Source organism: Pseudomonas sp. ICMP 8385 (genome assembly GCF_002699915.1).
GTDB lineage: Bacteria > Pseudomonadota > Gammaproteobacteria > Pseudomonadales > Pseudomonadaceae > Aquipseudomonas > Aquipseudomonas gessardii.
Map to the genome: position 1 here is coordinate 104,721 of NZ_LKBY01000035.1, position 23,505 is coordinate 128,225.

At 61.9% G+C, this 23,505-nt stretch carries 20 protein-coding genes and 1 pseudogene; 10 read left to right on the plus strand and 11 right to left on the minus strand.

From position 1 onward, the window contains the following. Position 1: 1 nt before the first annotated feature. The 5 genes from AO268_RS06000 to ctlX form a co-directional block, all read right to left on the minus strand. Positions 2 to 715: an ABC transporter permease gene (locus tag AO268_RS06000; RefSeq protein ID WP_057439424.1), complete on the minus strand. Its 714-nt coding sequence runs from the start codon at positions 713 to 715 to the stop codon at positions 2 to 4. Continuing rightward, positions 712 to 1,413: an ABC transporter permease gene (locus AO268_RS06005; protein WP_099168158.1), complete on the minus strand. Its 702-nt coding sequence runs from the start codon at positions 1,411 to 1,413 to the stop codon at positions 712 to 714. Before AO268_RS06005 ends, AO268_RS06000 begins: the two co-directional genes overlap by 4 nt. Positions 1,414 to 1,515: 102 nt before the next feature. Then, positions 1,516 to 2,295, minus strand: coding sequence for an ABC transporter substrate-binding protein (locus AO268_RS06010; RefSeq protein ID WP_057439422.1), 780 nt, complete (start codon positions 2,293 to 2,295; stop codon positions 1,516 to 1,518). Between the two features lie 257 nt (positions 2,296 to 2,552). Then, positions 2,553 to 3,599, minus strand: a complete 1,047-nt coding sequence (locus AO268_RS06015) for an ornithine cyclodeaminase (protein ID WP_076962598.1) — start codon at positions 3,597 to 3,599, stop codon at positions 2,553 to 2,555. A gap of 11 nt (positions 3,600 to 3,610) precedes the next feature. Beyond that, entirely contained in the window at positions 3,611 to 4,537 is a 927-nt protein-coding gene (gene ctlX, locus AO268_RS06020; RefSeq protein ID WP_076962599.1) for a citrulline utilization hydrolase CtlX, read from the minus strand. 307 nt (positions 4,538 to 4,844) lie between these two features. On the opposite strand from ctlX, the pseudogene AO268_RS06030 reads away from it, so the two are divergent. Beyond that, positions 4,845 to 5,491, plus strand: a pseudogene (locus tag AO268_RS06030) (GNAT family N-acetyltransferase). Positions 5,492 to 5,625: 134 nt separating this feature from the next. Here the strand turns inward: AO268_RS06030 and AO268_RS06035 are convergent. The 5 genes from AO268_RS06035 to AO268_RS06055 all read right to left on the minus strand — a co-directional run bounded on the left by AO268_RS06035 (position 5,626) and on the right by AO268_RS06055 (position 11,696). Next, on the minus strand, positions 5,626 to 6,645 hold the full coding sequence (locus AO268_RS06035) for a branched-chain amino acid aminotransferase (protein WP_076962601.1): 1,020 nt from the start codon (positions 6,643 to 6,645) through the stop codon (positions 5,626 to 5,628). Between the two features lie 105 nt (positions 6,646 to 6,750). Beyond that, positions 6,751 to 8,130, minus strand: a complete 1,380-nt coding sequence (lpdA, locus tag AO268_RS06040; protein ID WP_076962602.1) for a dihydrolipoyl dehydrogenase — start codon at positions 8,128 to 8,130, stop codon at positions 6,751 to 6,753. A gap of 4 nt (positions 8,131 to 8,134) precedes the next feature. Further along, a complete protein-coding gene (locus AO268_RS06045) occupies positions 8,135 to 9,400 on the minus strand; it encodes a dihydrolipoamide acetyltransferase family protein (RefSeq protein ID WP_099168160.1) in 1,266 nt (421 codons plus the stop codon). Next, entirely contained in the window at positions 9,401 to 10,459 is a 1,059-nt protein-coding gene (locus AO268_RS06050; protein WP_099168161.1) for an alpha-ketoacid dehydrogenase subunit beta, read from the minus strand. Between the two features lies 1 nt (position 10,460). Next, positions 10,461 to 11,696, minus strand: a complete 1,236-nt coding sequence (locus AO268_RS06055) for a 3-methyl-2-oxobutanoate dehydrogenase (2-methylpropanoyl-transferring) subunit alpha (protein ID WP_099168162.1) — start codon at positions 11,694 to 11,696, stop codon at positions 10,461 to 10,463. A 196-nt stretch (positions 11,697 to 11,892) separates the two neighbouring features. On the opposite strand from AO268_RS06055, the gene bkdR reads away from it, so the two are divergent. The 4 genes from bkdR to AO268_RS06075 all read left to right on the plus strand — a co-directional run bounded on the left by bkdR (position 11,893) and on the right by AO268_RS06075 (position 15,859). After that, positions 11,893 to 12,378 carry a Bkd operon transcriptional regulator BkdR gene (gene bkdR, locus AO268_RS06060; RefSeq protein WP_076962605.1) on the plus strand — a complete coding sequence of 162 codons (486 nt, stop codon included), beginning with the start codon at positions 11,893 to 11,895 and terminating at the stop codon, positions 12,376 to 12,378. A gap of 179 nt (positions 12,379 to 12,557) precedes the next feature. Continuing rightward, positions 12,558 to 12,782 carry a hypothetical protein gene (locus AO268_RS06065; protein WP_099168163.1) on the plus strand — a complete coding sequence of 75 codons (225 nt, stop codon included), beginning with the start codon at positions 12,558 to 12,560 and terminating at the stop codon, positions 12,780 to 12,782. 181 nt (positions 12,783 to 12,963) lie between these two features. Further along, a complete protein-coding gene (locus AO268_RS06070; RefSeq protein WP_099168164.1) occupies positions 12,964 to 14,589 on the plus strand; it encodes a methyl-accepting chemotaxis protein in 1,626 nt (541 codons plus the stop codon). 46 nt (positions 14,590 to 14,635) lie between these two features. Then, the gene (locus tag AO268_RS06075; RefSeq protein ID WP_099168165.1) at positions 14,636 to 15,859 is read left to right on the plus strand and encodes an HD-GYP domain-containing protein; all 1,224 of its coding nucleotides are present in this window, start codon (positions 14,636 to 14,638) and stop codon (positions 15,857 to 15,859) included. Between the two features lie 16 nt (positions 15,860 to 15,875). On the opposite strand, the gene AO268_RS06080 is transcribed toward AO268_RS06075, so the two are convergent. After that, entirely contained in the window at positions 15,876 to 16,739 is an 864-nt protein-coding gene (locus tag AO268_RS06080; RefSeq protein ID WP_076962609.1) for an MBL fold metallo-hydrolase, read from the minus strand. A 170-nt stretch (positions 16,740 to 16,909) separates the two neighbouring features. Here AO268_RS06080 and AO268_RS06085 point away from each other — a divergent pair, with 170 nt between their 5' ends. From AO268_RS06085 to AO268_RS06105, 5 genes are all read left to right on the plus strand, one after another. After that, positions 16,910 to 18,154 carry an NAD(P)/FAD-dependent oxidoreductase gene (locus tag AO268_RS06085; RefSeq protein ID WP_076962610.1) on the plus strand — a complete coding sequence of 415 codons (1,245 nt, stop codon included), beginning with the start codon at positions 16,910 to 16,912 and terminating at the stop codon, positions 18,152 to 18,154. 9 nt (positions 18,155 to 18,163) lie between these two features. Continuing rightward, positions 18,164 to 18,967 (plus strand): sulfite exporter TauE/SafE family protein, encoded by an 804-nt coding sequence (locus AO268_RS06090; RefSeq protein WP_099168166.1) that lies wholly within the window; start codon positions 18,164 to 18,166, stop codon positions 18,965 to 18,967. Positions 18,968 to 19,113: 146 nt separating this feature from the next. Continuing rightward, complete coding sequence (locus AO268_RS06095; protein ID WP_099168167.1) at positions 19,114 to 20,592, plus strand: DASS family sodium-coupled anion symporter; 1,479 nt, start codon at positions 19,114 to 19,116, stop codon at positions 20,590 to 20,592. A 96-nt stretch (positions 20,593 to 20,688) separates the two neighbouring features. Further along, entirely contained in the window at positions 20,689 to 22,350 is a 1,662-nt protein-coding gene (locus tag AO268_RS06100) for an MFS transporter (RefSeq protein WP_099168168.1), read from the plus strand. After that, on the plus strand, positions 22,347 to 23,498 hold the full coding sequence (locus tag AO268_RS06105) for an HlyD family secretion protein (protein ID WP_099168169.1): 1,152 nt from the start codon (positions 22,347 to 22,349) through the stop codon (positions 23,496 to 23,498). The genes AO268_RS06100 and AO268_RS06105 overlap by 4 nt, the downstream gene beginning before the upstream one ends. Positions 23,499 to 23,505: the final 7 nt, after the last annotated feature.

Genomic DNA, 23,505 nt, shown 5'->3' on the forward strand with positions numbered 1-23,505 from the left:
GTTAGCCTCGGGTCGGGACAAGAAAGCGCATCCAGCGTCGTTCGGCCAGTCGGAACAGGCCCACCAATGCAAAGGACAGCAGCATGTACAGCAGTGCGGCAATACCGAAGGCCTGGAACGTGAGGAACGTTTCGGCGTTGGCGTCGCGGGCCACCTTGAGGATGTCGGCGATGGTGGCGGTAAATGCCAGGGATGTGGCGTGCAGCATCAGGATCATTTCGTTGCTGTAGGCCGGCAACGCGCGGCGCAGCGCGGCGGGGATCACCACGAACAGGTTCATCCGCCAGCCGTGCAAACCATAGGCCCGCGCTGCTTCAATTTCGCCGTGGGGAATATTGCGAATGGCCCCGGCGAAGATTTCCACGGTGTAGGCACAGGTGTTGAGCACAAAGGCCAGCAGGGTGCAGTTCAACGCATTGCGGAAAAACTGATTGAGCAGGGCATTGTCCTGCACCACTTCCAGGCTGTAGAGGCCGGTGTAGCAAATCAGCAACTGGATATACAGCGGCGTACCGCGAAACAGGTAGGTGTACACCTCCACCGGCCAGCGTAGCCAGAAGTGCTCGCTGACGCGGGCAATTGCCAACGGGATCGACAGGAAAAACCCGAGGATCACCGACACGATAAACAGCCACAAGGTCATGGCCACCCCGGAAAAGCCCGAGCCATCGGTCCACAGATACGCCAGGCCATATTGCTGGATCAGTTCAATCATCGCGCCACCCCTTTGATGCCGACGTTGTAGCGCCGTTCCAGGCGTTTGAAGATGCGGTTGGAGAGGGTGGTGATCACCAGGTACACCAGGCCCGCCAGGATCAGGAAGTACAGCGGATCATTGGTGGTCTTGCCGGCGTTCTGCGCGGCCTTGACCAAGTCGGCCAGGCCAATGATCGACACCAGCGCGGTGGACTTGAGCAGCACCAACCAGTTATTGCCCAGCCCCGGCAAGGCAAAGCGCATCAACTGCGGGAACATCACCAGCCGAAAGCGCTGCCAGCGGCTCAAGCCGTAGGCAGTTGCCGCTTCCAGTTGGCCCACCGGCACACTGAGCATCGCACCGCGAAAATTCTCGGTGAAATACGCACCGTAGATAAACCCCAGGGTGACGACCCCGGCGGTGAAGGGATCGATTTCAAAGTAATTCCAGCCGAGCATTTCGGTCAGGTCATTGAGCCACAGTTGCAGGCTGTAGAAGATCAGCAGGATCAGCACCAGGTCCGGCACGCTGCGGATCAAGGTGGTGTAGAGCGTAGCCGGGATGTGCAACAGTTTATGGCTGGACAGCTTGGCACCGGCGGCGATCAGGCCCAGGCTCAGGCTCAGAACCAGCGCGAGGAACGCCAGCTTGATGGTCATCCAGGCACCCTGGGCCAACAGCGGGCCGAAGCCTTGCAGGTTGAGGAGTTCATTCACGGGAAAGTCTCGATAGAACCGGTAGGAACCTGCCGCAAATGGCGGTGTTTATCGCACCGCCAGCGCTGGCAAGCCGGCTCCTACAGGGGATAGGGCGGGGGATTACTCGTGATAGATATCTTCGTCACCGAAGTATTTCTTCTGGATCAGCGCGTAAGTGCCATCGGCCTGGATGGCCGCGATGCCCTTGTTGATCAGCGCCAGCAGTTCCTGGTCGTTCTTGCGCAGGCCCATGGCAATGTCCAGCGGCAAGGTCGGGTCCTTGAAGGCCGGGCCGGATTGGTAGTCGGCGCCTTCAGGCTTGGACAGGAAGTTGAGCTGGGCTTCGAGCTTGTCGGTCAGCGTTGCGTCGAGGCGGCCGTTTTGCAGGTCGGCGTAGTTCTGGTCCTGGGACTGGTACGCCTTGACCTGGGCACCGAGCTTGGCCAGGTGGGCGCGGGCGTAGGCTTCCTGCAGCGAGCCCTGGAGCACACCCACCTGTTTGCCCTTGAGGGATTCCGGGGTGTCGCCGAAACCTGCGCCCTTGCGGGTGATCACCGAGGTGGGGCTGAGGAACAGGCGATCGCTGAAATCGATCTGTTTTTGCCGGGCCGGGGTCACGGCCATGGAGGACATGATGGCGTCGAACTTGCGCGCACGCAGCGCCGGGATCATGCCGTCGAATTCGTTGTGGACCCAGGTGCACTTGACTTCAAGCTTGGCGCAGATGGCGTTGCCTAGCTCAATGTCGAAACCTTGCAGGCTGCCGTCGGCGGCCACGGATTCAAAGGGGGGGTACTCGGGGAACACGCCGAAACGGATTTCTTTCCATTCCTGGGCCTGGACGGCGGTGGCGCACAAAGGCAGGAGCAGCGCGGCGACGAGTGATCGGAGCGGAGTCATGGTGTTTTCCCTATATTTTGTAATTGATGTCAGGGCAGTAGAAAGGGTGCGGCATACATTCATGTGCTGACTCTTTGGTCGCGCTCAGAATGCTTCATGGTGGTGCGTTTTTTGTGTCGTTTACCTAGGCCTTGGCACGCGGAATACGCTGTTAAAACGCAGGTGGCAGCGGAATCGGCTGCAACACCCTGTATATCGGCTTTTCAAACCGGCGTTTACGGCCCGCCGCTTGCGCAAAGCGGCAGGCCAGAGCGGTTTCAGGCGCGCTTTTTATGCTGTGCGACCGGCTGCTGCGCCAAGCGGGCGAACAGGTCCTTGGGGTCGGCCAGGTCTGGCACCAGTTCCAGTTCGCTACCCACGTCCAGGGCCTTGGCCACATCCAGCACATAACGCAGGGCCGAGTAGTCTTCGAGGGCAAAACCCACCGAGTCGAACAGGGTGACCTGGCGTGCGTTTTCCCGGCCCGGCTTCTGGCCGTTGATCACTTGCCACAGCTCGGTGACCGGCGAGTCCTCGGGCATATGCTGGATTTCGCCTTCGATACGGCTTTGTGGTTCGTACTCGACGATCACCCGGGCGCGCTCGACAATGCGCCGGTCCAGCTCGGTCTTGCCGGGGCAGTCGCCGCCCACGGCATTGAGGTGCATGCCGGGCTCGATCATGTCGTCGGTAAGAATGGTGGCGTAGGCCTTGTCGGCGGTCACGGTGGTGACGATATCGGCGCCTTTCACCGCCTCGGCAACGCTTGCGGCCAGGGTCACTTTGATCGCCGGGAAGGCCTTGAGGTTGTTCGCCAGCTTGTGCATGGCCTTGGAATCGATATCGAACAGGCGGATCTCATTGATGCCCAGCAAGGCATGGAACGCCAGGGCCTGGAACTCACTTTGCGAACCGTTGCCGATCAGCGCCATGCTGCGGCTGTTGTCCCGCGCCAGGTAGCGTGCGACCAGGGCCGAGGTGGCGGCGGTGCGGATCGCGGTGGTCAGGGTCATTTCGCTGAGCAGCACCGGCTTGCCGGTGTCCACATCTCCCAGGGCGCCGAACGCCATGACCGTGAGCATGCCGCTCTGGGTATTTTTCGGGTGGCCGTTGACGTATTTGAAGGCATACAGCGAAGCATCCGAGACCGGCATCAGCTCGATCACGCCCTCGGGCGAGTGGTTGGCCAGGCGCGCGCATTTTTCGAAGTCATTCCAGCGCAGGTAGTCGGCGCGGATGTACTCGGCCATCTCGGTGATGCAGGTTTGCAGGCCTTTTTGCGAGACCAGGTAGCTGAGGTCGTTGACGTCGATATAACGGGTCATGGAATAACTCCTTATTGGAATGAGGCGCGGGCCGGAAGATGCACTTCGGCCAACATGCAGCGGGCACTGCCGCCGCCGATGCGTTCGATGTTGTCGATATTCACCACCACTGGGTGGGTGTGGCGTTCCACATGCTGGCGCTGCGCCGGCTTGAGCGAGTGCCAGGCGCTGGCAGACATCACCAGCAACGGCTGGCCATCGCGGTCGTGAAGTTCGAGCATGTTGCCGGCGAAGGCTTCCAACTGGTCGAAGTCCAGGGCCAGGATGTCTTTGCCGGTGTCGCGCAGGGAGCGTTCCAGGCCCTGGCGCTCGTGGGCTTGGGGCAGCGCGTCGAGGCACACCACCGACAGGTCGCGGCCGACGCTCATCATCACGTTGCTGTGGTAGATCGGTGCGTGATGGCGGTCGACGGCGTGGAAGGCGCAGACCTGATAGTCCAGGCGTTCGGCGAACTGGCGCAGGGCATCGTGGTGGGTGCGCCCGGAGTGGCAGGCGTAGCTGATGCGGTGCTGGCGGTCGAGGACCATGCTGCCGGTGCCTTCGAGGAACATGTTCTGTTGTTCCAGGTGGCTGAAGTCGATGGTGTCTTTGATCGCGAAACGTTGTTCCAGCACTTGCAGCACACCTTTGTTGCGCTCCAGGCGGCGGTTCTGGCCTTCCATCGGGTACAGCACCAGGCTGCCGTCGGCATGGCTGCTCCACCAGTTGTTGGGGAAGATCGAATCCGGGGTATGGGGCGCGGGCGTGTCCTGCACCACCAACACTTCCACGCCATGCTGGCGCAGGGTGTCGACGTAACCGTCGAACTCTTGCAGCGCTTTATGCTGTGCGGCCACCGGGTCGACAGGCGCGCGCTGGAAGCGGTTGTTGATCGCGGTGTCCGGGTTAAAGGCAAAGTGCGCCGGGCGGATCATCAGGACGGTATTGGTGGTTTGCATGGGGGCACGGGTCCATGGGGTTGGGCATTGCGGCTATTTTGTGCGCTCTGGCCGCAGAATCCCGGCTGAAACAGGGGGGCGGCCCAGCCGGGAAAGCTGAAAAGAGGGGTATTACAGCTGAATCGGCTGTCAGGGGGGCTCAAACCTGTAGGAGCCGGCTTGTGTGGGAGCTGGCTTGCCTGCGATAGCATCACCGCGGTGTGGCGGACACACCGAGGTGCCTGCATCGCGGGCAAGCCCGGCTCCCACACAAGCCCACACATGGGTATTGTGGTGGCTGTCGTAACGTCGTCCGTCAGGAGGAGTCATGTTTACCGCCGTCCGCCTCGCCCAACCCACCGATACCGAAGGCATCAGCCAAGTCATCCTGGCGGCCCTGCACAGCAGCAACGCCGGCGACTACCCGGCGGACGTGATTGCCCGAGTGGCGAGCAACTTCACGCCGCAGGCGGTGCTGCACTTGCTCACCCGGCGCACGGTGCTGGTGGCAATCCGCGAGCAACTGATCGTCGCCACGGCGGCCTTGGACGCCAATGTCGTGCGTTCGGTGTTCGTCAACCCGGCGCTGCAAGGGCAGGGCATCGGCCGCCAACTGATGGTCGATATCGAACAGCGGGCCCGTGAGGCTGGGGTCACGGTATTGAGCGTACCGTCGTCCCTCACCGCCGAGCCGTTTTATACCAAGCTGGGGTTCCACACCGTGCGGGATGTGTACCACGGCAACGAGCGCACCCTGGTGATGGAGAAGGCATTGTCGTCTCGCCACCCCATCTGAGTGTGTCGTTGGTGCGCCATGGGGAACAGGCGTTGATCGCCCTGGGCTGCCTGAAGATCAACCTGCAGATCAATCTGGGCAACGAGAACGTGGTGGGGTTCTACGAGGCGCTGGGATATGGCGTGGAGCCGAGGATCAGCATGGGCAAGAGGATTGCACAGAACCTGCCAAAATCCTGAGGCCACCGCAAAACAAATGTGGGAGCTGGCTTGCCTGCGATAGCGGACGGTCAGTCAACGCATTGGTGACTGACATATCGCTATCGCAGGCAAGCCAGCTCCCACACAAGCCAGCGCCTATAATCAGGGTCGGCTTAGACCTTGACGATCCAGCCCGCCGGCGCTTCAACGTCGCCGGACTGCACACCGGTCAGCTCTTTGTAGAGCTTCTGGGTCACCGGGCCGACGTCTTTTTCGCTGTAGAACACATGCAGCTTGTCTTTGTACTCAATCCCGCCGATCGGCGTGATCACTGCCGCCGTCCCGCAGGCGCCGGCTTCCTTGAAGTCTGCCAGTTTGTCGATCAGCACGTCGCCTTCGACCACTTCCAGGCCCAGGCGGGTCTTGGCCAGTTCGATCAGCGACAGGCGGGTGATGCCTGGCAGCACCGACGGCGAGTTCGGGGTGACGAACTTGTTGTCGTGGGTGATCCCGAAGAAGTTGGCCGAACCGACTTCTTCGATTTTCGAGTGGGTGGCCGGGTCCAGGTAGATGCAGTCGGCGAAGTTGGCTTTTTTCGCCAGGGAGCCGGGCATCAGGCTGGCGGCGTAGTTGCCACCGACCTTGGCCGCGCCGGTGCCGTTCGGCGCGGCGCGGTCGTAACCGGAGATCAGGAAGTTGTGCGGGGTCAGGCCGCCCTTGAAGTAGGCGCCGACCGGGATGCAGAAGATCGAGAAGATGAACTCGGGCGCGGTACGCACGCCGATGTTGTCACCGGTGCCGATCACGAACGGGCGCAGGTACAGCGCGCCGCCGGTGCCGTACGGCGGGATGAAACGCTCGTTGGCGCGGACCACGGCCTTACAGGCTTCGATAAACGCTTCGGTCGGCACTTGTGGCATCAGCAAGCGGCCGCAACTGCGCTGCATGCGGGCGGCGTTCTGGTCCGGGCGGAACAGGTTGATCGAACCGTCCTTGCAGCGATAGGCCTTCAGGCCCTCAAAGCACTGCTGGCCATAGTGCAGGGCGGTGGAGCCCTCGCTGATGTGCAGCACGTTGTCTTCGGTCAGGGTGCCTTCTTGCCAGGCGCCGTCTTTCCAGGTCTGGAGGAAACGCTTGTCGGTCTTGATGTAGTCAAAACCCAATTTGTCCCAATTGATGCTTTCGTTACCCATGACACCCTCTATCTCTTCACAACCGCCTGGTCGAAGGCAGGCTTTCGGTTTATTTCTGGATGGGCGCAACAATACTTCATTCTTGGCCTGTGTGGGAGCATTGACTCAGAGGTGCAGGGCATGCCCCAACGCCCGCAGCGCCGCTTCCTGCACCGCTTCACCGAGGGTCGGGTGGGCATGAATGGTGCCCGCCACATCCTCCAGCCGCGCGCCCATTTCCAGGCTCAGGCCAAAGGCGGTGGACAGCTCGGACACGCCAACCCCCACCGCCTGCCAGCCGACAATCAGGTGATTGTCGCGGCGTGCCACCACCCGTACGAAGCCGGTCTTGGACTCCAGGGTCATGGCCCGACCATTGGCGGCAAACGGGAAGCTTGAAACGATGCAGTCCAGGCCCGCGGCCTTGGCTTCGTCCGGGGTCTTGCCGACCACCACCAGTTCCGGGTCGGTAAAGCACACCGCCGGGATCGCCGCCGGGTTGAATTCCCGGGATTTGCCGCTGATCAGCTCCGCCACCATCTCGCCCTGGGCCATGGCCCGGTGCGCCAGCATCGGCTCGCCGCTCAGGTCGCCGATCGCCCAGACATTGCGCATGCTGGTCTGGCAGCGGTTGTCGATCTGGATCGCCGCGCCGTTCATCGTCAGGTTCAAGGCTTCCAGGTTCCAGCCCTGGGTGTTGGGTTTGCGGCCGACGGCCACCAGCACCTGGTCAGTGCCCAGGGCCAGGGTCTCGCCATTGGGCTCGCGCACTTGCAGACTGCCACCTTCAAAACCGGTGACGCTGTGCTTGAGGTACAGCTTGACCCCCAATTGCTTGAGGGATTCGGCCACCGGCTGCGTCAGCTCGGCGTCGTAGGCGGGCAGGATGCGGTCCTGGGCTTCGACCACGCTGACCTCGGCCCCGAGCTTGCGATAGGCAATCCCCAGTTCCAGGCCGATGTAACCGCCACCGACCACGATCAAGCGTTTTGGCACACGGCTCGGCGCCAGGGCTTCAGTGGACGAGATGATCGGCCCGCCAATCGGCAGCATCGGCAGGTTGACGCTTTTCGAGCCGGTGGCCAGCAGCAGGTGCTCGCACTGGATGCGTTGGTCGCCCACCTCCACGGTCTTGCCGTCGACGATCTTGGCCCAGCCGTGGATCACCTGCACCTTGTGCTTTTTCAGCAGCGCGGCAACCCCGGTGGTCAGGCGATCGACGATGCCGTCTTTCCACTCGACGCTCTTGCGGATATCCAGGGTCGGCACATCCACGTCGATGCCCAGGGCCGAACCCTGGCTCAGGTGTACGGTTTGCTGGAACTGCTCGGCCACATGGATCAGCGCCTTGGACGGAATGCAGCCGATGTTCAGGCAGGTGCCGCCCAACGCCTGGCCTTCTACCAGGATCGTCGGGATGCCCAGTTGGCCGGCGCGAATCGCCGCCACATAACCGCCAGGGCCGCCGCCGATAATCAGCAGGGTGGTCTGTAATGTCTGAGTCATGCCCTTACTCCAGGAACAGGCTGGCGGGTTGTTCGAGCAGGCCACGGATGGCCTGGATGAATTGCGCCGCGTCCATGCCATCGACCACCCGGTGATCGAAGGAGCTGGAGAGGTTCATCATCTTGCGGATCACGATCTGCCCCTTGATCACCATTGGCCGCTCGACGATGCGGTTGACCCCGACAATCGCCACTTCCGGCAGGTTCAGCACCGGGGTGCTGACAATCCCGCCCAACGCGCCGAGGCTGGTCAGGGTGATGGTCGAGCCCGACAGTTCGTCACGGCTGGCCTTGCCATTGCGCGCGGCAGTGGCCAGGCGAGTGATTTCTTCGGCGGTGCCCCACAGGCTGCGCGCCTCGGCGTGGCGCACCACCGGCACCATCAGGCCGACATCGCTCTGGGTGGCGACGCCCACATGCACCGCGCCGAGACGGGTGATGACCTGGGCTTCGTCGTCATAACGCGCATTGATCTGCGGGAAATCGCGCAAGGCCACAACCATGGCGCGCACCAGGAATGGTAACAACGTCAGCTTGCCGCGGCTGGCGCCGTGTTTTTCATTGAGGTGGACGCGCAAGTCGTCGAGGGCCGTCACGTCGATCTCTTCGACGTAGCTGAAATGCGCAGCACGGCGCGTGGCCTCCTGCATGCGCTGGGCGATCTTGCGGCGCATGCCGATCACCGGGATCTGCTCTTCGTCGTTGCGCTCGGCATACGGGTTGGCGCCGGCCGAGGCGCGGGGGCTGCCCTGTTGCAGATACGCCTCGAGGTCTTCATGCAGAATACGCCCGGCCGGGCCCGAGCCCTGCACCAGGCGTAGTTGGATCCCGGCATCCAGCGCATGCTTGCGCACGGCCGGGGAGGCCAGCGGGCGCTCATTGGCCTCGCGGGCCACCGGGGCCTGGGCCGCTACCTGCGGCTTGGTGGCCGGTTTGCTTTCAACCACCGGCGCCTTGATTTCGGCCTTAGGCGACGGCGCGGCTTGCTCAACCACTGCCGACAGCGCCGACTCTTTGGTATTACCCGCGCCTTCGACTTCAATGCTGATCAGGATACTGCCCACGGCCATGACTTCACCTGGCTCGCCGCCCAGCGATATCACCTTGCCATGAACCGGCGAGGGAATATCCACCATCGCCTTGTCGGTCATCACATCCGCCAGCACCTGGTCTTCGACGACCATATCGCCGACCTTGACGTGCCATACCGACAACTCAACTTCTGCGATGCCTTCGCCAATGTCCGGCATCTTGATAACGTGCGTGCCCATTCAGACCTCCATGACCCGTTGCAAAGCCGCGCCCACACGGGTCGGGCCAGGGAAATACGCCCACTCTTGTGCGTGAGGGTAGGGGGTGTCCCAACCGGTCACACGCTCGATAGGCGCTTCCAGGTAGTGGAAGCAGTGTTCCTGCACTAACGACACCAGCTCGGCACCAAAACCGCAGGTGCGCGTGGCTTCATGCACCACCACGCAACGGCCGGTCTTTTTCACCGACTTGACGATGGTTTCCAGGTCCAGCGGCCACAGGCTGCGCAGGTCGATGACTTCGGCGTCGATCCCGGTTTCTTCGGCGGCCACTTGTGACACATAGACTGTGGTGCCGTAGGTCAGCACGGTAACGGCCGAGCCAGGGCGCACGATGGCGGCCACGTCCAGCGGCACGGTGTAGTAACCGTCCGGCACCTGGGCTTGCGGGTGCTTGGACCACGGCGTTACCGGGCGGTCGTGGTGGCCGTCGAACGGGCCGTTATACAGGCGCTTGGGCTCAAGGAAGATCACCGGGTCATCGTTTTCGATGGAGGCGATCAGCAGGCCCTTGGCGTCATAGGGGTTGGACGGCATCACCGTGCGCAGGCCGCAGACCTGGGTGAACACCGCTTCGATACTCTGGCTGTGAGTCTGCCCACCGTAGATGCCGCCGCCGCAGGGCATGCGCATGGTCAAAGGCGCGGTGAACTGGCCGGCCGAGCGGTAACGCAGGCGCGCCGCTTCCGAGATGATCTGGTCGGTGGCCGGGTACACATAGTCGGCGAACTGGATCTCGGCCACCGGGCGCAGGCCGTAGGCGCCCATGCCCACGGCCACGCCGACGATGCCGCTTTCGGAGATCGGCGCGTCAAACACCCGCGAGGTGCCGTACTTGCTCTGCAAGCCTTCGGTGCAACGGAACACGCCGCCGAAGTAACCAACGTCCTGGCCGAACACCACCACATTGTCGTCGCGTTCAAGCATCACATCCATGGCCGAGCGCAGGGCCTGGATCATGGTCATGGTGGTCGTGGTCATGGCGGTTTCCAGCTCGATTTTATTGTTGTGATCGTTCATGTCAGATCCCCAACGCTTGACGCTGGCGCTTCAAGTGCTCCGGCATCTCTTTATAGACGTCCTCGAACATGCTCGCGGCGCTCGGGATCTGGCCACCGGCCAGGGTGCCGTACTGTTCGGCTTCTTTCTGCGCGCCGAGTACTTGGGCTTCAAGCTCGGCAGTGACCGTGGCGTGTTCCTCTTCGGACCACTGGCCAATCTTGATCAGGTGCTGTTTGAGGCGGGCAATCGGGTCGCCCAGGGGGAAGTGGCTCCAGTCATCGGCAGGCCGGTACTTGGACGGGTCATCGGAGGTGGAGTGCGGGCCGGCGCGGTAGGTCACCCATTCGATCAGGGTCGGCCCCAGGTTACGGCGCGCGCGTTCGGCGGCCCAGGCAGAGGCGGCGTATACCGCGATAAAGTCGTTGCCGTCCACCCGCAGGGAGGCGATGCCGCACCCTACGCCGCGTCCGGCGAAGGTGGTGGCTTCACCACCGGCGATGGCCTGGAAGGTGGAAATCGCCCACTGGTTGTTGACCACGTTGAGGATCACCGGCGCGCGGTACACGTGGGCGAAGGTCAAGGCCGTGTGGAAGTCCGATTCGGCGGTGGCGCCATCGCCGATCCACGCCGAGGCGATCTTGGTATCGCCCTTGATCGCCGAGGCCATGCCCCAGCCCACGCCCTGTACGAATTGGGTGGCGAGGTTGCCGGAAATGGTGAAGAAGCCATAGTCCTTGACCGAATACATGATCGGCAACTGGCGGCCCTTGAGCGGGTCACGCTCGTTGGACAGCAGTTGGCAGATCAGGTCCACCAGCGGCACTTCGCGGGCCATCAGGATGCTTTGCTGGCGGTAGGTGGGGAAGCACATGTCGTCGATGTTCAAGGCCAGGGCCTGGGCGCTGCCGATGGCTTCTTCGCCAAGGCTCTGCATGTAGAACGACATTTTTTTCTGACGCTGGGCGACCACCATGCGGTTGTCGAAGATCCGCGTCTTGAGCATGGCACGCATGCCACGGCGCAAAATCTCTACCGGCACACCTTCAGCCCATGGGCCCAGGGCCTGGCCCTGGTCGTCGAGCACGCGGATCAGGCCCTTGGCCAGGTCGGCGGTGTCGGCGGGTTCTACGTCAACGGCGGGTTTGCGCACCGTACCGGCGTCGGTCAGGCGCAGGTAGGTAAAGTCGGTCTTGCAACCTGGGCGGCCCGAGGGTTCGGGAACGTGCAGGCGCAGCGGTTCGTAATGCTGGGTCATGGCTTTCTACGCTCGATCTTGTGAATTTCTTGTAGTGGGCGCGCTTAGCTGACAGTCAGTCCCCGGGTAGGGGAAATCTTGTCCTACAACAATCATAGGCCGGGCCGGGGAGAATATTTATCTCTGTTTGGTTGCGCCTGAGATCATTTGCGGATAAAAAATCTGCATAAACATAATAAACAGGTGGTTTTGTCTCATGCGCAAACTGGACCGTATCGATATCGGGATTCTCAACAGCCTTCAGGAGAATGCCCGCATCACCAACGCCGACCTCGCACGCTCGGTCAACCTGTCGCCCACGCCGTGTTTCAACCGGGTCAAGGCCATGGAAGAACTGGGCCTGATCCGTGACCAGGTCACGCTGCTGGACGCCGATTTGCTGGGGTTGCACGTCAATGTGTTTATCCACGTCAGCCTGGAAAAACAGAATGAACTGGCGTTGCAACAGTTCGAGGGGGCGATTTCCGACCGGCCGGAGGTGATGGAGTGCTACCTGATGGCCGGCGACCCGGACTACCTGATCCGGGTGCTGGTGCCGACCATCCAGTCCCTGGAGCGCTTTATGATGGATTTTCTGACCAAGGTCCCGGGGGTGGCGAATATCCGCTCCAGCTTTGCCCTCAAGCAGGTGCGCTACAAGACGGCGCTGCCATTGCCGGCCAATGGCTTGAGCCTGGGGTAAGGCGCAAGAGGCGCGGGCGGCTGGGTTGCCGGTGATCAGACGCTACTCATTTGAGTGTTAAGTTGAAGAAAATCAATCAAATGGCAACGCCTGGCAAACGAGACTTTATTTAAAGTTTGCTTATCCCTACGAGCAGCAATGGACCTGCTAAGCTCAGATTTTAATCGGGAGGCTGAGTCATGGAGAATGAAGAGTTAGTCTATCGTGCCCTTTATGACTTCAACCTTACCCAACTGTCCATCATTGCGGCGCTGGAAGATATGGCAGCGCTGATAGAGAGCATGGGGCAACTTGCACCACAAACCAGCGAGTCCCTCAGGCGCCACCTGGAGACGGTGGGGAATAACTGTGACCGCTCCTGTAATGCGGTGTATGCCCTCGCCAACTTGAACTATGCACCTTGATAACATCGGGCGGGTTGTTGCGTTGCATGGTTAGTTAGCTAAGCAGTAGGTATAGTGATTTTTTATTTGCCGAGGCTATAAAAAACAATGGGCCTACATTTTTTTCACAGTACGGTCCACACACTGATGTCGCTGGGGCTGTGTAGAGGTCCTTGAGCCAGAGAAGCCTAGGGGAATTGCCATGTCAATGAGATCGATAAGGTTGAACTCACGTACCACCCTGTGTTTTGGCGTGGTATGCCTGTTGCTCTTGATACAGGGAGGAATGACGCTGGTAAAGGTCGATAAAGTCTATTCGTCCACTGTCGAGATAGAAACCAACTGGCTGCCCAGCATTCGTCAGGCTGGAAAGATGGAAAGTAGTCTGTTGAAACTGCGCCTGGAGTTGCGCAGGTTTGCACTGGATGACAATCGGCTTAGTTCCACTTCGGTCGGTGCGGTCAAAGAGGCCGAAACAACATTGGTTAAAATGACAGATGATTATGCTCAATACATCTCCAGCCCTGAAGAGAAAAACAAATACGATGAAGTCGTGCGAGGAATAGAGGGCTATAACGTAAAGGTTGATGAGTTGCTGGCCATGGACAGTTCGCATTCGATGGCGGACCTGAGTGTGTTTTTCCGTGACTACACCAGCCCCCTGGCACTTAAACTCCAGTCTTTGATGGGGGAGTTAGTGGCCATCAATGAGCGGGGCGCCCAAGTGGCGGTGGCTGTCGCCGCCCACGAATATGATGCTGCCCGATTGTTTACCGTAATACTGATGGTGGCTTCGGTGCTGTTGGCCATCGTGGTCGGGCGGCTGTTTGCCAAAAGTATCATCGTGCCGGTTGGCGAACTGTTGGCCTCGACGGCCAAGATTGCCCAGGGCGACTTGCGTGTCGCTATCCAGATCAGCGGCAAGGACGAACTGACAGACTTGCAACAGTCCACCGCGGCGATGCAGATGAGTTTGAAAAGTACTCTGCAACATATATCTGAAGCGTCCGGCCAACTGGCCTCGGCCGCCGAAGAGATGAGTTCGATCACCAAGGAGTCCACTGCCGGTATTGAACGGCAAAGTATGGAAACGGACCAGGCCGCCACGGCCGTCAATCAGATGACCGCCGCAGTCGAGGAAGTGGCCCGTAATGCCGTCTCCGCCTCCCAATCGACCCAGGACTCCCAGCGTTCGGCGCAAGTCGGCCAGGAGCGTGTGACCCAGACCATCGCCTCGATTGAGAAGTTGAGCGCCACGGTCCAGCAGACCGGGGTCGAAGTCGAGGGCCTGGCCAAACAGGCGCAGGACATTGCCCGGGTCGTGGAAGTCATCCGCTCCATTGCCGAACAAACCAACCTGCTGGCGCTGAATGCGGCCATCGAGGCGGCCCGGGCCGGCGAGCAGGGGCGAGGCTTTGCGGTGGTGGCCGACGAAGTCAGGGCGCTGGCCCACAGAACGCAGACCTCGACCCAGGAAATCGAGCAGATGATCGCGAAAATCCAGAGCTGTTCCAGCGAGGCCGTGCTCTCGATGGGGATGAACCGAACTGAAGCAGTGGATTCGTTGAGGATCGCCCATGAAGCGGGGGCGGCGATTACCCAAATCACCCAGGCGATCGAGGATATCAATGAAAGAAACCTGCTGATCGCCACCGCATCGGAAGAACAGGCCCATGTTGCACGCTCTGTCGATCAGAACCTGATCAGCATCCGTGACCTGTCTATCCAGAGCTCGTCGGCCGCGGGCCAGACGTCTATCGCCAGTAATGAACTATCGAAGCTGGCGGTTGATCTCAAGCAAATAGTCTCGAAGTTTTCTGTGAGCTGAGTCGAGGCCAGCGGGTTGTTTGCTCCTGATCAGTGGGGGAAGGCTTATGTTGAAACGCATTCCTGCTTCTCAAGTCAGGCTGGGTATGTATGTCCATAAAATGGAGGGCGCCTGGACCGACCATGGTTTTTGGAAAAGCAGTTTTTTGCTGACCCGGCCGCAAGACCTGCAGCGTTTGCGGCAGTCACGGGTCCAGAACGTCTGGATCAATACCGCGAAGGGGGCTGACGTACCGTCGGGCGAACAGCCGGACTCGCCTGCGGTTGTGCCTAAAACTACTGCGCCAGCACGCTCTGTGGTGCCCCCGCGTGCCGACATGAAGGCCGAGGTGGTGCGTGCTGCCAAGGTGTGTGCCGTGGCCAAGGGGGCCGTGGTTGAAATGTTCAGTGACTTGCGCATGGGCGGGGCGATCGAACCGACTCGCGTGGCCAGCGTGGTCGAGGAAATCTCCCAATCGATCATGCGCCACCCCCATGCCCTGATCAGCCTGGCCCGCTTGAAGCAGGCCGATGAATACACCTACATGCATTCGGTGGCGGTCAGTGGCTTGATGATCGCGCTGGCCCGGCAGTTGGGGCTGGCACCGGAGTTGGTCCAGGAAGCAGGGCTGGCAGGGTTGTTCCACGATGTCGGGAAAATGGTCATCCCGGAGGGCATTTTAAGTAAAACCGGCAAACTCACGGAGGCCGAGTTCGACATTGTGCGCAGCCACCCGCAGGAGGGGGTGAACCTGTTGCGCAACAGTGCGCATATCAGCGAGATGGTGCTGGATGTGTGCCTGCATCATCATGAAAAGTGCAACGGCGAGGGCTATCCCCACGGCCTGCACCAGCACCAGATCAGCCTGTTTGCACAAATGGGCGCGGTGTGTGATGTGTACGACGCGGTGACTTCAGAGCGCCCCTATAAACAGGGCTGGGGCCCGGCCGATGCCATTCAGAAAATGGCCGAGTGGAAAGGCCACTTTGATGAGCGGGTGTTCCAGGCGTTTGTCCGGTGCGTTGGGATCTACCCGGTTGGCGCCCTGGTGCGCCTGGAGAGCGGGCGTATCGGTGTGGTGATCGAGCAAAACCAGAAATCGTTGCTCACCCCGGTGGTCAAAGTGTTCTTTTCGGCGCGCTCCCGGTTGCCCATTGTCCAGGCCGTGGTGAACCTGGCCGACCGGCGCGACAAGATTGTCGGCCGCGAGAATGTCGAGGATTGGGGCTTCAAGCAGATCGACGAACTGTGGTCGGGCTTGCCCGAGCCCAAGGGCTCCTACTTCAGTTGAAGCCCGGCGTAGCAGGTCATAGTTGGTTGAGCGGTATCTTCAAATACACCACGCCATTGTCTTCTGCCGGGGGCAGATGCCCGGCCCGCACATTCACCTGGATCGCCGGCAGCAACAGCGTCGGCATTCCCAGCCCGGCGTCCCGCTTCGTGCGCATCTGCACAAACGCAGCCTCATCCACCCCGTCATGCACATGGATATTGCCTGCGCGTTGTTCCGCGACACTGGTCAGGCATTTGGCCTCGCGGCCTTCGGGCGGATAGTCGTGGCATACGTACAGCCGGGTGTCGGCGGGGAAGGCCAGCAACTTGCGCATCGAGGCATACAACTGCCGCGCATCGCCGCCGGGGAAGTCACAGCGGGCGGTGCCGACGTCGGGCATGAACAGGGTGTCGCCTACCAGGATCAACTGGTCGTCGACCAGGTAGGCCATGTCCGCCGGCGTGTGGCCGGGCACGTGCAGGGCCTGGGCCTTGAGCTGGCCGATATGGAACACCTCGTTGGGGGCGAACAGGTGGTCGAACTGCGAGCCGTCGGCGCGGAACGCCGGCTCCAGGTTGAACAGGTTCTTGAACACGTCCTGCACCTGGCTGATGGACTGGCCGATGGCGATCTTGCCGCCCAACGTGCGGCGCAGGTAGGGCGCGGCGGACAGGTGATCGGCGTGGGCGTGGGTTTCCAGCAGCCATTGCACCCGCAGGTCGTGCTCACGGACGAAGGCAATCACCTGGTCGGCCTGGGCCGTGTCGGTGCGCCCCGAGGCCGGGTCGTAGTTGAGCACTGAATCCACGATGGCACAGGGGCTGCCGTCCGTTTCATAGACGACGTAGGTGTAGGTTGACGACGCCTCGTCCAGAAAAGATTGAATCAACGCGGGCATGACAGTGTCCTGGGTAGCTAATAGCAGCTTACATTCAAAGTGATTTCCACATAGGCTTGCGAGCTTAAGTGAAACGAGCGATCCGAGGCAAAGAATCGCTTACGAACGGGGCGTGACGCCACGCGGCAACGACCCTTGTGTGCATTGTCAACCTAAGAAAGGCCCGGACTATGAACGACCAACACTGGGGACCGACCATCAGTGGCGACATCGTGGTCATCGGCGGCGGCTCGGCAGGCATCGGCCTGCTGGCCAGCCTGCTCAAGCGCGACCCGCACCTGAATATCACCCTGATCGAACCCAACGCCGAACACTACTACCAACCCGCCTGGACCCTGGTGGGCGGCGGCGCCCATGACATTCGCAAGACCATGCGGCCCATGGCCCAGGTGCTGCCCGATGGCGTGACCTGGGTGCAGGCGGCGGTCAGCCAATTGCTGCCCGACGAACAGACCCTGGTGCTCGACAGCGGCCAGCGCGTGACCTGGAACAACCTTATCGTGTGCCCCGGCCTGCGCCTGGCCTGGGAAAAAATCGAAGGCCTGGAGCAGACCCTGGGCCACAACGGCGTCACCTCCAACTACAGCTACCAGCATGCGCCCTACACTTGGCAACTGGTGCAACAGCTCAAGGGCGGCAAGGCGATCTTCACCCAGCCGGCCATGCCGATCAAATGCGCGGGGGCGCCGCAAAAGGCCCTGTACCTGTCTTGCGATCATTGGCTCAGGCAGGGTGACCTGAACAGTATCGACGTCGAATTCAACCTAGCTGGTGCCGCGCTGTTTGGCGTGGCGACCTTTGTGCCGCCGCTGATGAACTATGTCGAGAAATACGGCGCGCAGTTGGCCTTCAATTCCAACCTGATCAAGGTCGATGGCCCGGCGCGCAAGGCCTGGTTCGAGGTCAAGGACGCCGAGGGCACGGTCCGCATCGAGGAAAAATCCTTTGACCTGCTGCACGTCGTGCCGCCGCAAGTGGCCCCGGACTTTATCCGCCACAGCCCGCTGGCCGATGCCGCTGGCTGGTGCGAGATCGACCCCCATAGCCTGCAACACGTGCGCTACCCGCAGATCTTCGCCCTGGGCGATGTGTGTTCCACCAGTAATGCCAAGACAGCGGCGGCAGTGCGCAAGCAAATCGTGGTGGTGGCCGAGAACCTGCTGGCCCTGCGCAAACAGGCGCCGCTGCCGCTCAAGTACGACGGCTATGGCTCCTGCCCGTTGACCGTGGAGCGCGGCAAGGTGGTGCTGGCCGAGTTCGGCTATGGCGGCCGGCTGTTGCCGACCTTCCCCCTGGACCCCACCGTGGCGCGGCGTTCGGCATGGTTTTTGAAGGCGACCCTGCTGCCATGGTTCTACTGGAACGGCATGCTCAAGGGCCGTGAATGGCTGACCCGCCTGGCCAAGGTGGAGTGAGAGACCCCTATGCTGCTGGCTAGTTTCTTTGGTGTGATGATGGGGTTGGTCATGGGCCTGACTGGGGCCGGGGGCGGGATTCTGGGGGTGCCGGCGTTGGTGCTGGGGCTGGGCTTGACCATGACCGAAGCGGCGCCGGTGTCACTGTTTGCGGTGGGGGCGGCGGCGGCGGTGGGGGCGTTGGATGGTTTGCGCCATGGCCTGGTGCGGTATCGTGCGGCCTTGCTGATTGCCTTGCTCGGCGCGCTGTTTTCGCCCCTGGGGGTGTTTTTTGCCCATCAGTTGCCGGACAAGATCCTGATGGGCCTGTTCAGCGCGCTGATGGTGCTGGTGGCCTGGCGCATGCTGCGGCGCGAGAAGGTCGAGGCCGGCCCCAGCGACCACGGTGCCGCGTCCTGGGGGCAGAAGAACTGCATGCTCGATCAGCAGACCGGGCGTTTTTCCTGGACCGCCAAATGCACCGCGACCCTGGCTGCCCTGGGCGCGGTGACCGGCGCGGTCTCGGGCCTGCTGGGCGTGGGCGGCGGCTTTCTGATCGTGCCGGCGTTCAAGCAACTGACCGATGTGCAGATGCGCGGGATCGTCGCCACCTCATTGATGGTGATCAGCCTGATCTCGCTGATTGGCGTGGTCGGCGCGTTCCATGCCGGGGTGGTGATCGACACCCTGGGCTGGGTGTTTATCGGCGCCAGCATCGTCGGCATGCTGGTCGGGCGGCGCCTGGGCTCGCGGGTCCCGGCGCGGGCCTTGCAAATCGGCTTTGCCAGCCTGTGTCTCGTGGTGGCCGGCGGGATGTTGTTCAACGCCTTCTAGCCCCAAGGCAGCGTTTAATACGCTCCAAATGTGGGCAGGCTTGCCTGGCAGGGCAAAACTGCCCGCGCCTTGATACCTGTCAAGACCCGCCGCGACGCTTTGCCTCATGCTCCAGGCCTTGATTGTCATGGCCGCCGGAGATTTCCATGAGTGCCCCCGCAACACCTGCTGTTTCCTTCAAGTTGCCCATGGGTCTGGTGATCGCCGTGCTGGTGATGGTCGGCGTGCTGCTGTTGCCGCTGCCCGCCGATTTGCCGGTGGCGGGCCAGCGGATGCTGGCGATCCTCGCGTTTGCCGTGGTGGTGTGGATCACCGAAGCGGTGTCCTACGAAGCCAGTGCGATCATGATCACCTCGTTGATGGCCTTTTTGCTGGGCACCGCGCCGTCCTTGCAGGACCCGACGCACCTGATCGGCTCCAGCCCGGCCATCAGCATGGCGCTCACCGGGTTTGCCAACCCGGCCCTGGCCCTGGTGGCCGGTGCGTTGTTTATCGCCGCCGCCATGACCCACACCGGCCTGGACCGGCGCATTGCCCTGGTGACTCTGACCCGGGTTGGCACCAGCACCCGCGGGATCCTGGTGGGGGCGATTGCGGTGACCATCCTACTCAGCCTGGTAGTGCCCAGCGCCACCGCGCGCAGTGCTTGCGTAGTGCCGATCATGATGGGGGTGATTGCCGCGTTTGGCGTGGACAAACGCTCCAATATCGCTGCCGGGATCATGATCGTCGTCGCCCAGGGCACCAGTATCTGGAACGTCGGGATCCAGACCGCTGCGGCGCAGAACCTGCTGACGGTCGGCTTTATGGACAAGATGCTCGGCCAGCGCGTGTCGTGGATCGACTGGTTGATCGCCGGAGCGCCGTGGGCGTTGATCATGTCGGCGGTATTGCTGTTGCTGGTGCTCAAGTTGTTGCCCCCGGAAAGCAATAGCATTCCCGGTGGCAAGGAGGCGGTGGCGCAGTCCCTGGTGGAGATCGGCCCCATGACCGGGCCGCAGAAGCGCTTGCTGACGGTCTCGGTATTGCTGCTGCTGGCCTGGGCCACGGAAGGGCGCCTGCACAGCTTCGATACCACCTCCACCACCTATGCCGGCCTGGTGTTCCTGCTGCTGCCGGGCATCGGCGTGATGACTTGGAAGGACGTGCAGTCGCGCATCCCCTGGGGCACGGTGATTGTGTTCGGCGTGGGCATCAGCCTCGGTACGGCACTGCTCACCACCCAGGCCGGGCAATGGCTGGGCGCGCAGGTGGTGGCGCATACCGGCCTGGATCAACTGGGGCCGCTGGGGGTGTTTGCGATCCTGGGTGCATTCCTGATTGTGATCCACCTGGGTTTTGCCAGTGCCACCGCGTTGACCTCGGCGTTGCTGCCGATCCTGATTGCCGTACTGCAAACCCTGCCGGGGGACTTCAGCCGGCTCGGCATGACCATGTTGCTCGGGTTTGTAGTCAGCTATGGCTTTATCCTGCCGATCAACGCCCCGCAAAACATGGTGTGCCTGGGCACCGGCACCTTTACCGCGCGCCAGTTTGCCAAGGTGGGCTTGTTGGTGACCTTGATTGGCTACCTGTTGATGCTGGTATTTGCCGCCACCTACTGGAGCTGGCTGGGCTGGATCTAAAGCCCCCACAAAGATGACAAGATGAACCCTGCTCAGGTCTACTAAGCTCTGAGTCAGGGTTTTACCGGCCTCGTGCGTCGGTCATCAAGGTCACGAATGGATAAATACACCCCGCACACCTGGCAACCCCACGAGCGTCCGAGCTTGCCGGGGTCGCCCTCGACGCCCCATCACCCCACGCTCAAACGCTGGGCCTTTGCCCTGGTTGGTGTGCTGGTGGCCATTACCGGGGGCCTGGGCAATGCGCTGGTGATCGCCAACTTGCCGTACCTGCAAGGGGCGTTGGGTGCGACCACCGCTGAAATGGCCTGGCTGCCCGCCGCCTATGTTATGACCAACGTGTCGATGAACCTGCTGCTGGTGAAGTTCCGCCAGCAGTTCGGCCTGCGCGCGTTTACCGAAGTGTTCCTGGTGCTCTATGCCCTGGTGACTTTCGGCCATCTGTTCGTCAATGACCTCAGCTCGGCGATTGCCGTGCGTGCGGCCCACGGCATGGTGGGCGCGGCCCTCAGTTCCCTGGGTTTGTACTACATGGTCCAGGCGTTCCCGGCAAAGTGGCGGCTCAAGGCCCTGGTACTGGGCCTGGGCACCGCGCAACTGGCCCTGCCGATGGCGCGGCTGTTTTCCGAGGACCTGCTGCAAATTGCCGAGTGGCGCGGCCTGTACCTGTTCGAGCTGGGCATGGCGCTGACCTGCCTGGGCTGTGTGTTCCTGCTCAAGTTGCCACCGGGCGACCGCTTCAGGACCTTTGAAAAACTCGACTTCCTGACCTTCGCCCTGCTTGCCTCGGGCGTGGCGTTGCTCTGCGCGGTGCTGTCCCTGGGGCGCATCGACTGGTGGCTGGAAGCACCGTGGATTGGCGTGGCCTCGGCCTGCTCCCTGGTGCTGATCATGGCCGGGCTGGCCATCGAGCATAACCGCAGCAACCCGTTGTTGATGACCCGCTGGCTGGGCGGCGGGGTGATGATTCGCCTGGCCCTGGCGGTGATCCTGATCCGCATGGTGCTGTCCGAGCAGTCCACCGGCGCGGTGGGTTTTCTGCAGGCGCTGAATATGAGCAGCGAGCAGATGCGCACCCTGTACCTGGTGATGCTGCTGGGGGCGATCAGCGGCCTGGTCACCAGCGCCTTGACCATCAACCCGGCGCACTTGCTGATGCCCCTGGTGATTTCCCTGGCCTTGATGGCCACAGGCTCGGTGATGGACAGTTTCTCCAGCAACCTGACGCGGCCGCAGAACATGTACCTGAGCCAGTTTCTGCTGGGGTTTGGCGGGACCTTCTTCCTCGGCCCGACCATGGTGCTGGGCATGCGCAATGTGCTGAGCAACCCCCGCAACCTGGTGAGTTTTTCGGTGTTGTTCGGGATCTGCCAGAGCCTCGGCGGGCTGCTGGGTTCGGCCTTGCTCGGCACCTTCCAGGTGGTGCGGGAGAAATTCCATTCGAGCATGATTGTCGAACACCTGACCCTGCTTGATCCGCGTGTCGCCGCCCGGGTACAAAGCGGCGGCTCGGCCTATGGCTCGGTGATCGCCGACCCACAGTTGCACAACCTGATGGGCATTCGCAGCCTGGCCACGGCGGCCACCCGCGAAGCCAATGTGATGGCCTATAACGACGTGTTCATGCTGATCGCGATCATCGCGATATTGACCATGCTGTGGATTTTTACCCGGAGCCTGTGGCTGATGAGCACCACCCAGAAAGCTGCCGCCCGTGCAGCGCCTTCCGTTCAACCTAGCGGCGCACTTCCTTCATGACAGAACCTGCGGTTAGCACCACGACCACCAATGCCATTGCCGCCACCCCGGAAGGCAACACGCCGCCCGGGGCCATGGCCACCGAGCCGCGTTCCCTGGGGGTGCGCATCATCTCGTCCCTGGGCTTTGCCGCCATTGCCATCGTCGGCGTATTGATCGTGTTGTATGCCTGGCAATTGCCGCCGTTCAGCAGCGCTGTGGAAACCACCGAGAACGCCCTGGTGCGCGGGCAGGTGACGATCATCAGCCCGCAACTGGGCGGTTATGTGTTCGAGGTGCCGGTGCAGGACTTCCAGCACGTCAAGGCCGGGGATTTGCTGGTGCGCCTCGATGACCGCATCTACAAACAGCGCCTGGACCAGGCCCTGGCGCAACGGGCGGTACAGCAGGCCGCCCTGGCCAACGTGGTGCAACAACGCAACAGCGCCGAGGCGACCATCAAGCTGCGCCAGGCCGCCCTGGTCGATAGCCAGGCCCAGGCGCGCAAAAGCACCGCCGACCTGCGCCGCAATGAAGAACTGATCAGCGACGGCTCGGTGTCGCGCCGCGAATTGGACGTGACCCGTGCTGCCAACGCGCAGACCCTCGCCGCCGTGGCCCAGGCCCAGGCCAGCCTGGAGATCGCGCGCCAGGACTTGCAGACGGTGATCGTCAATCGCGGTTCCCTGGAAGCCGCGGTCGCCAGCGCCGAGGCGGCGGTGGAGCTGGCGCGGATCGACCTGTCGAACACCCGCGTCCTGGCCCCCCGGGACGGCCAGTTGGGGCAGATCGGCGTGCGCCTGGGGGCTTATGTCAACTCCGGTGCGCAGTTGATGGCGTTGGTGCCGAACCAGCTGTGGGTGATCGCCAATATGAAAGAAACCCAGATGGACCATGTGCAGGTGGGCCAGCCGGTGACCTTTACCGTCGATGCCCTGGACCACCGCCAGTTTCATGGCACGGTGCAGCGTATTTCGCCGGCTACCGGTTCTGAGTTCAGCCTGTTGCAGGCGGACAACGCCACCGGCAACTTCGTCAAGATCGCCCAGCGGGTGCCGGTGCGGATCACGGTGGACCCGGATCAGGAACAGGGCGAACGTCTGCGCCCGGGGCTGTCGGTAGTGGTGAGTATCGACACGGCGGGGCGCCTGAAAAACAGCCCGCCCTGAGAGGGAT

What these genes read in the sequence shown, in the direction of transcription:
- AO268_RS06000 (WP_057439424.1), bottom strand. Translation starts at nt 715, where the DNA reads ATGATTGAACTGATCCAGCAATATGGCCTGGCGTATCTGTGGACCGAT.
- AO268_RS06010 (WP_057439422.1), bottom strand. Translation starts at nt 2,295, where the DNA reads ATGACTCCGCTCCGATCACTCGTCGCCGCGCTGCTCCTGCCTTTGTGC.
- AO268_RS06015 (WP_076962598.1), bottom strand. Translation starts at nt 3,599, where the DNA reads ATGACCCGTTATATCGACGTCAACGACCTCAGCTACCTGGTCTCGCAA.
- ctlX (WP_076962599.1), bottom strand. Translation starts at nt 4,537, where the DNA reads ATGCAAACCACCAATACCGTCCTGATGATCCGCCCGGCGCACTTTGCC.
- AO268_RS06035 (WP_076962601.1), bottom strand. Translation starts at nt 6,645, where the DNA reads ATGGGTAACGAAAGCATCAATTGGGACAAATTGGGTTTTGACTACATC.
- lpdA (WP_076962602.1), bottom strand. Translation starts at nt 8,130, where the DNA reads ATGACTCAGACATTACAGACCACCCTGCTGATTATCGGCGGCGGCCCT.
- AO268_RS06045 (WP_099168160.1), bottom strand. Translation starts at nt 9,400, where the DNA reads ATGGGCACGCACGTTATCAAGATGCCGGACATTGGCGAAGGCATCGCA.
- AO268_RS06050 (WP_099168161.1), bottom strand. Translation starts at nt 10,459, where the DNA reads ATGAACGATCACAACAATAAAATCGAGCTGGAAACCGCCATGACCACG.
- AO268_RS06055 (WP_099168162.1), bottom strand. Translation starts at nt 11,696, where the DNA reads ATGACCCAGCATTACGAACCGCTGCGCCTGCACGTTCCCGAACCCTCG.
- bkdR (WP_076962605.1), top strand. Translation starts at nt 11,893, where the DNA reads ATGCGCAAACTGGACCGTATCGATATCGGGATTCTCAACAGCCTTCAG.
- AO268_RS06065 (WP_099168163.1), top strand. Translation starts at nt 12,558, where the DNA reads ATGGAGAATGAAGAGTTAGTCTATCGTGCCCTTTATGACTTCAACCTT.
- AO268_RS06070 (WP_099168164.1), top strand. Translation starts at nt 12,964, where the DNA reads ATGTCAATGAGATCGATAAGGTTGAACTCACGTACCACCCTGTGTTTT.
- AO268_RS06075 (WP_099168165.1), top strand. Translation starts at nt 14,636, where the DNA reads ATGTTGAAACGCATTCCTGCTTCTCAAGTCAGGCTGGGTATGTATGTC.
- AO268_RS06080 (WP_076962609.1), bottom strand. Translation starts at nt 16,739, where the DNA reads ATGCCCGCGTTGATTCAATCTTTTCTGGACGAGGCGTCGTCAACCTAC.
- AO268_RS06085 (WP_076962610.1), top strand. Translation starts at nt 16,910, where the DNA reads ATGAACGACCAACACTGGGGACCGACCATCAGTGGCGACATCGTGGTC.
- AO268_RS06090 (WP_099168166.1), top strand. Translation starts at nt 18,164, where the DNA reads ATGCTGCTGGCTAGTTTCTTTGGTGTGATGATGGGGTTGGTCATGGGC.
- AO268_RS06095 (WP_099168167.1), top strand. Translation starts at nt 19,114, where the DNA reads ATGAGTGCCCCCGCAACACCTGCTGTTTCCTTCAAGTTGCCCATGGGT.
- AO268_RS06100 (WP_099168168.1), top strand. Translation starts at nt 20,689, where the DNA reads ATGGATAAATACACCCCGCACACCTGGCAACCCCACGAGCGTCCGAGC.
- AO268_RS06105 (WP_099168169.1), top strand. Translation starts at nt 22,347, where the DNA reads ATGACAGAACCTGCGGTTAGCACCACGACCACCAATGCCATTGCCGCC.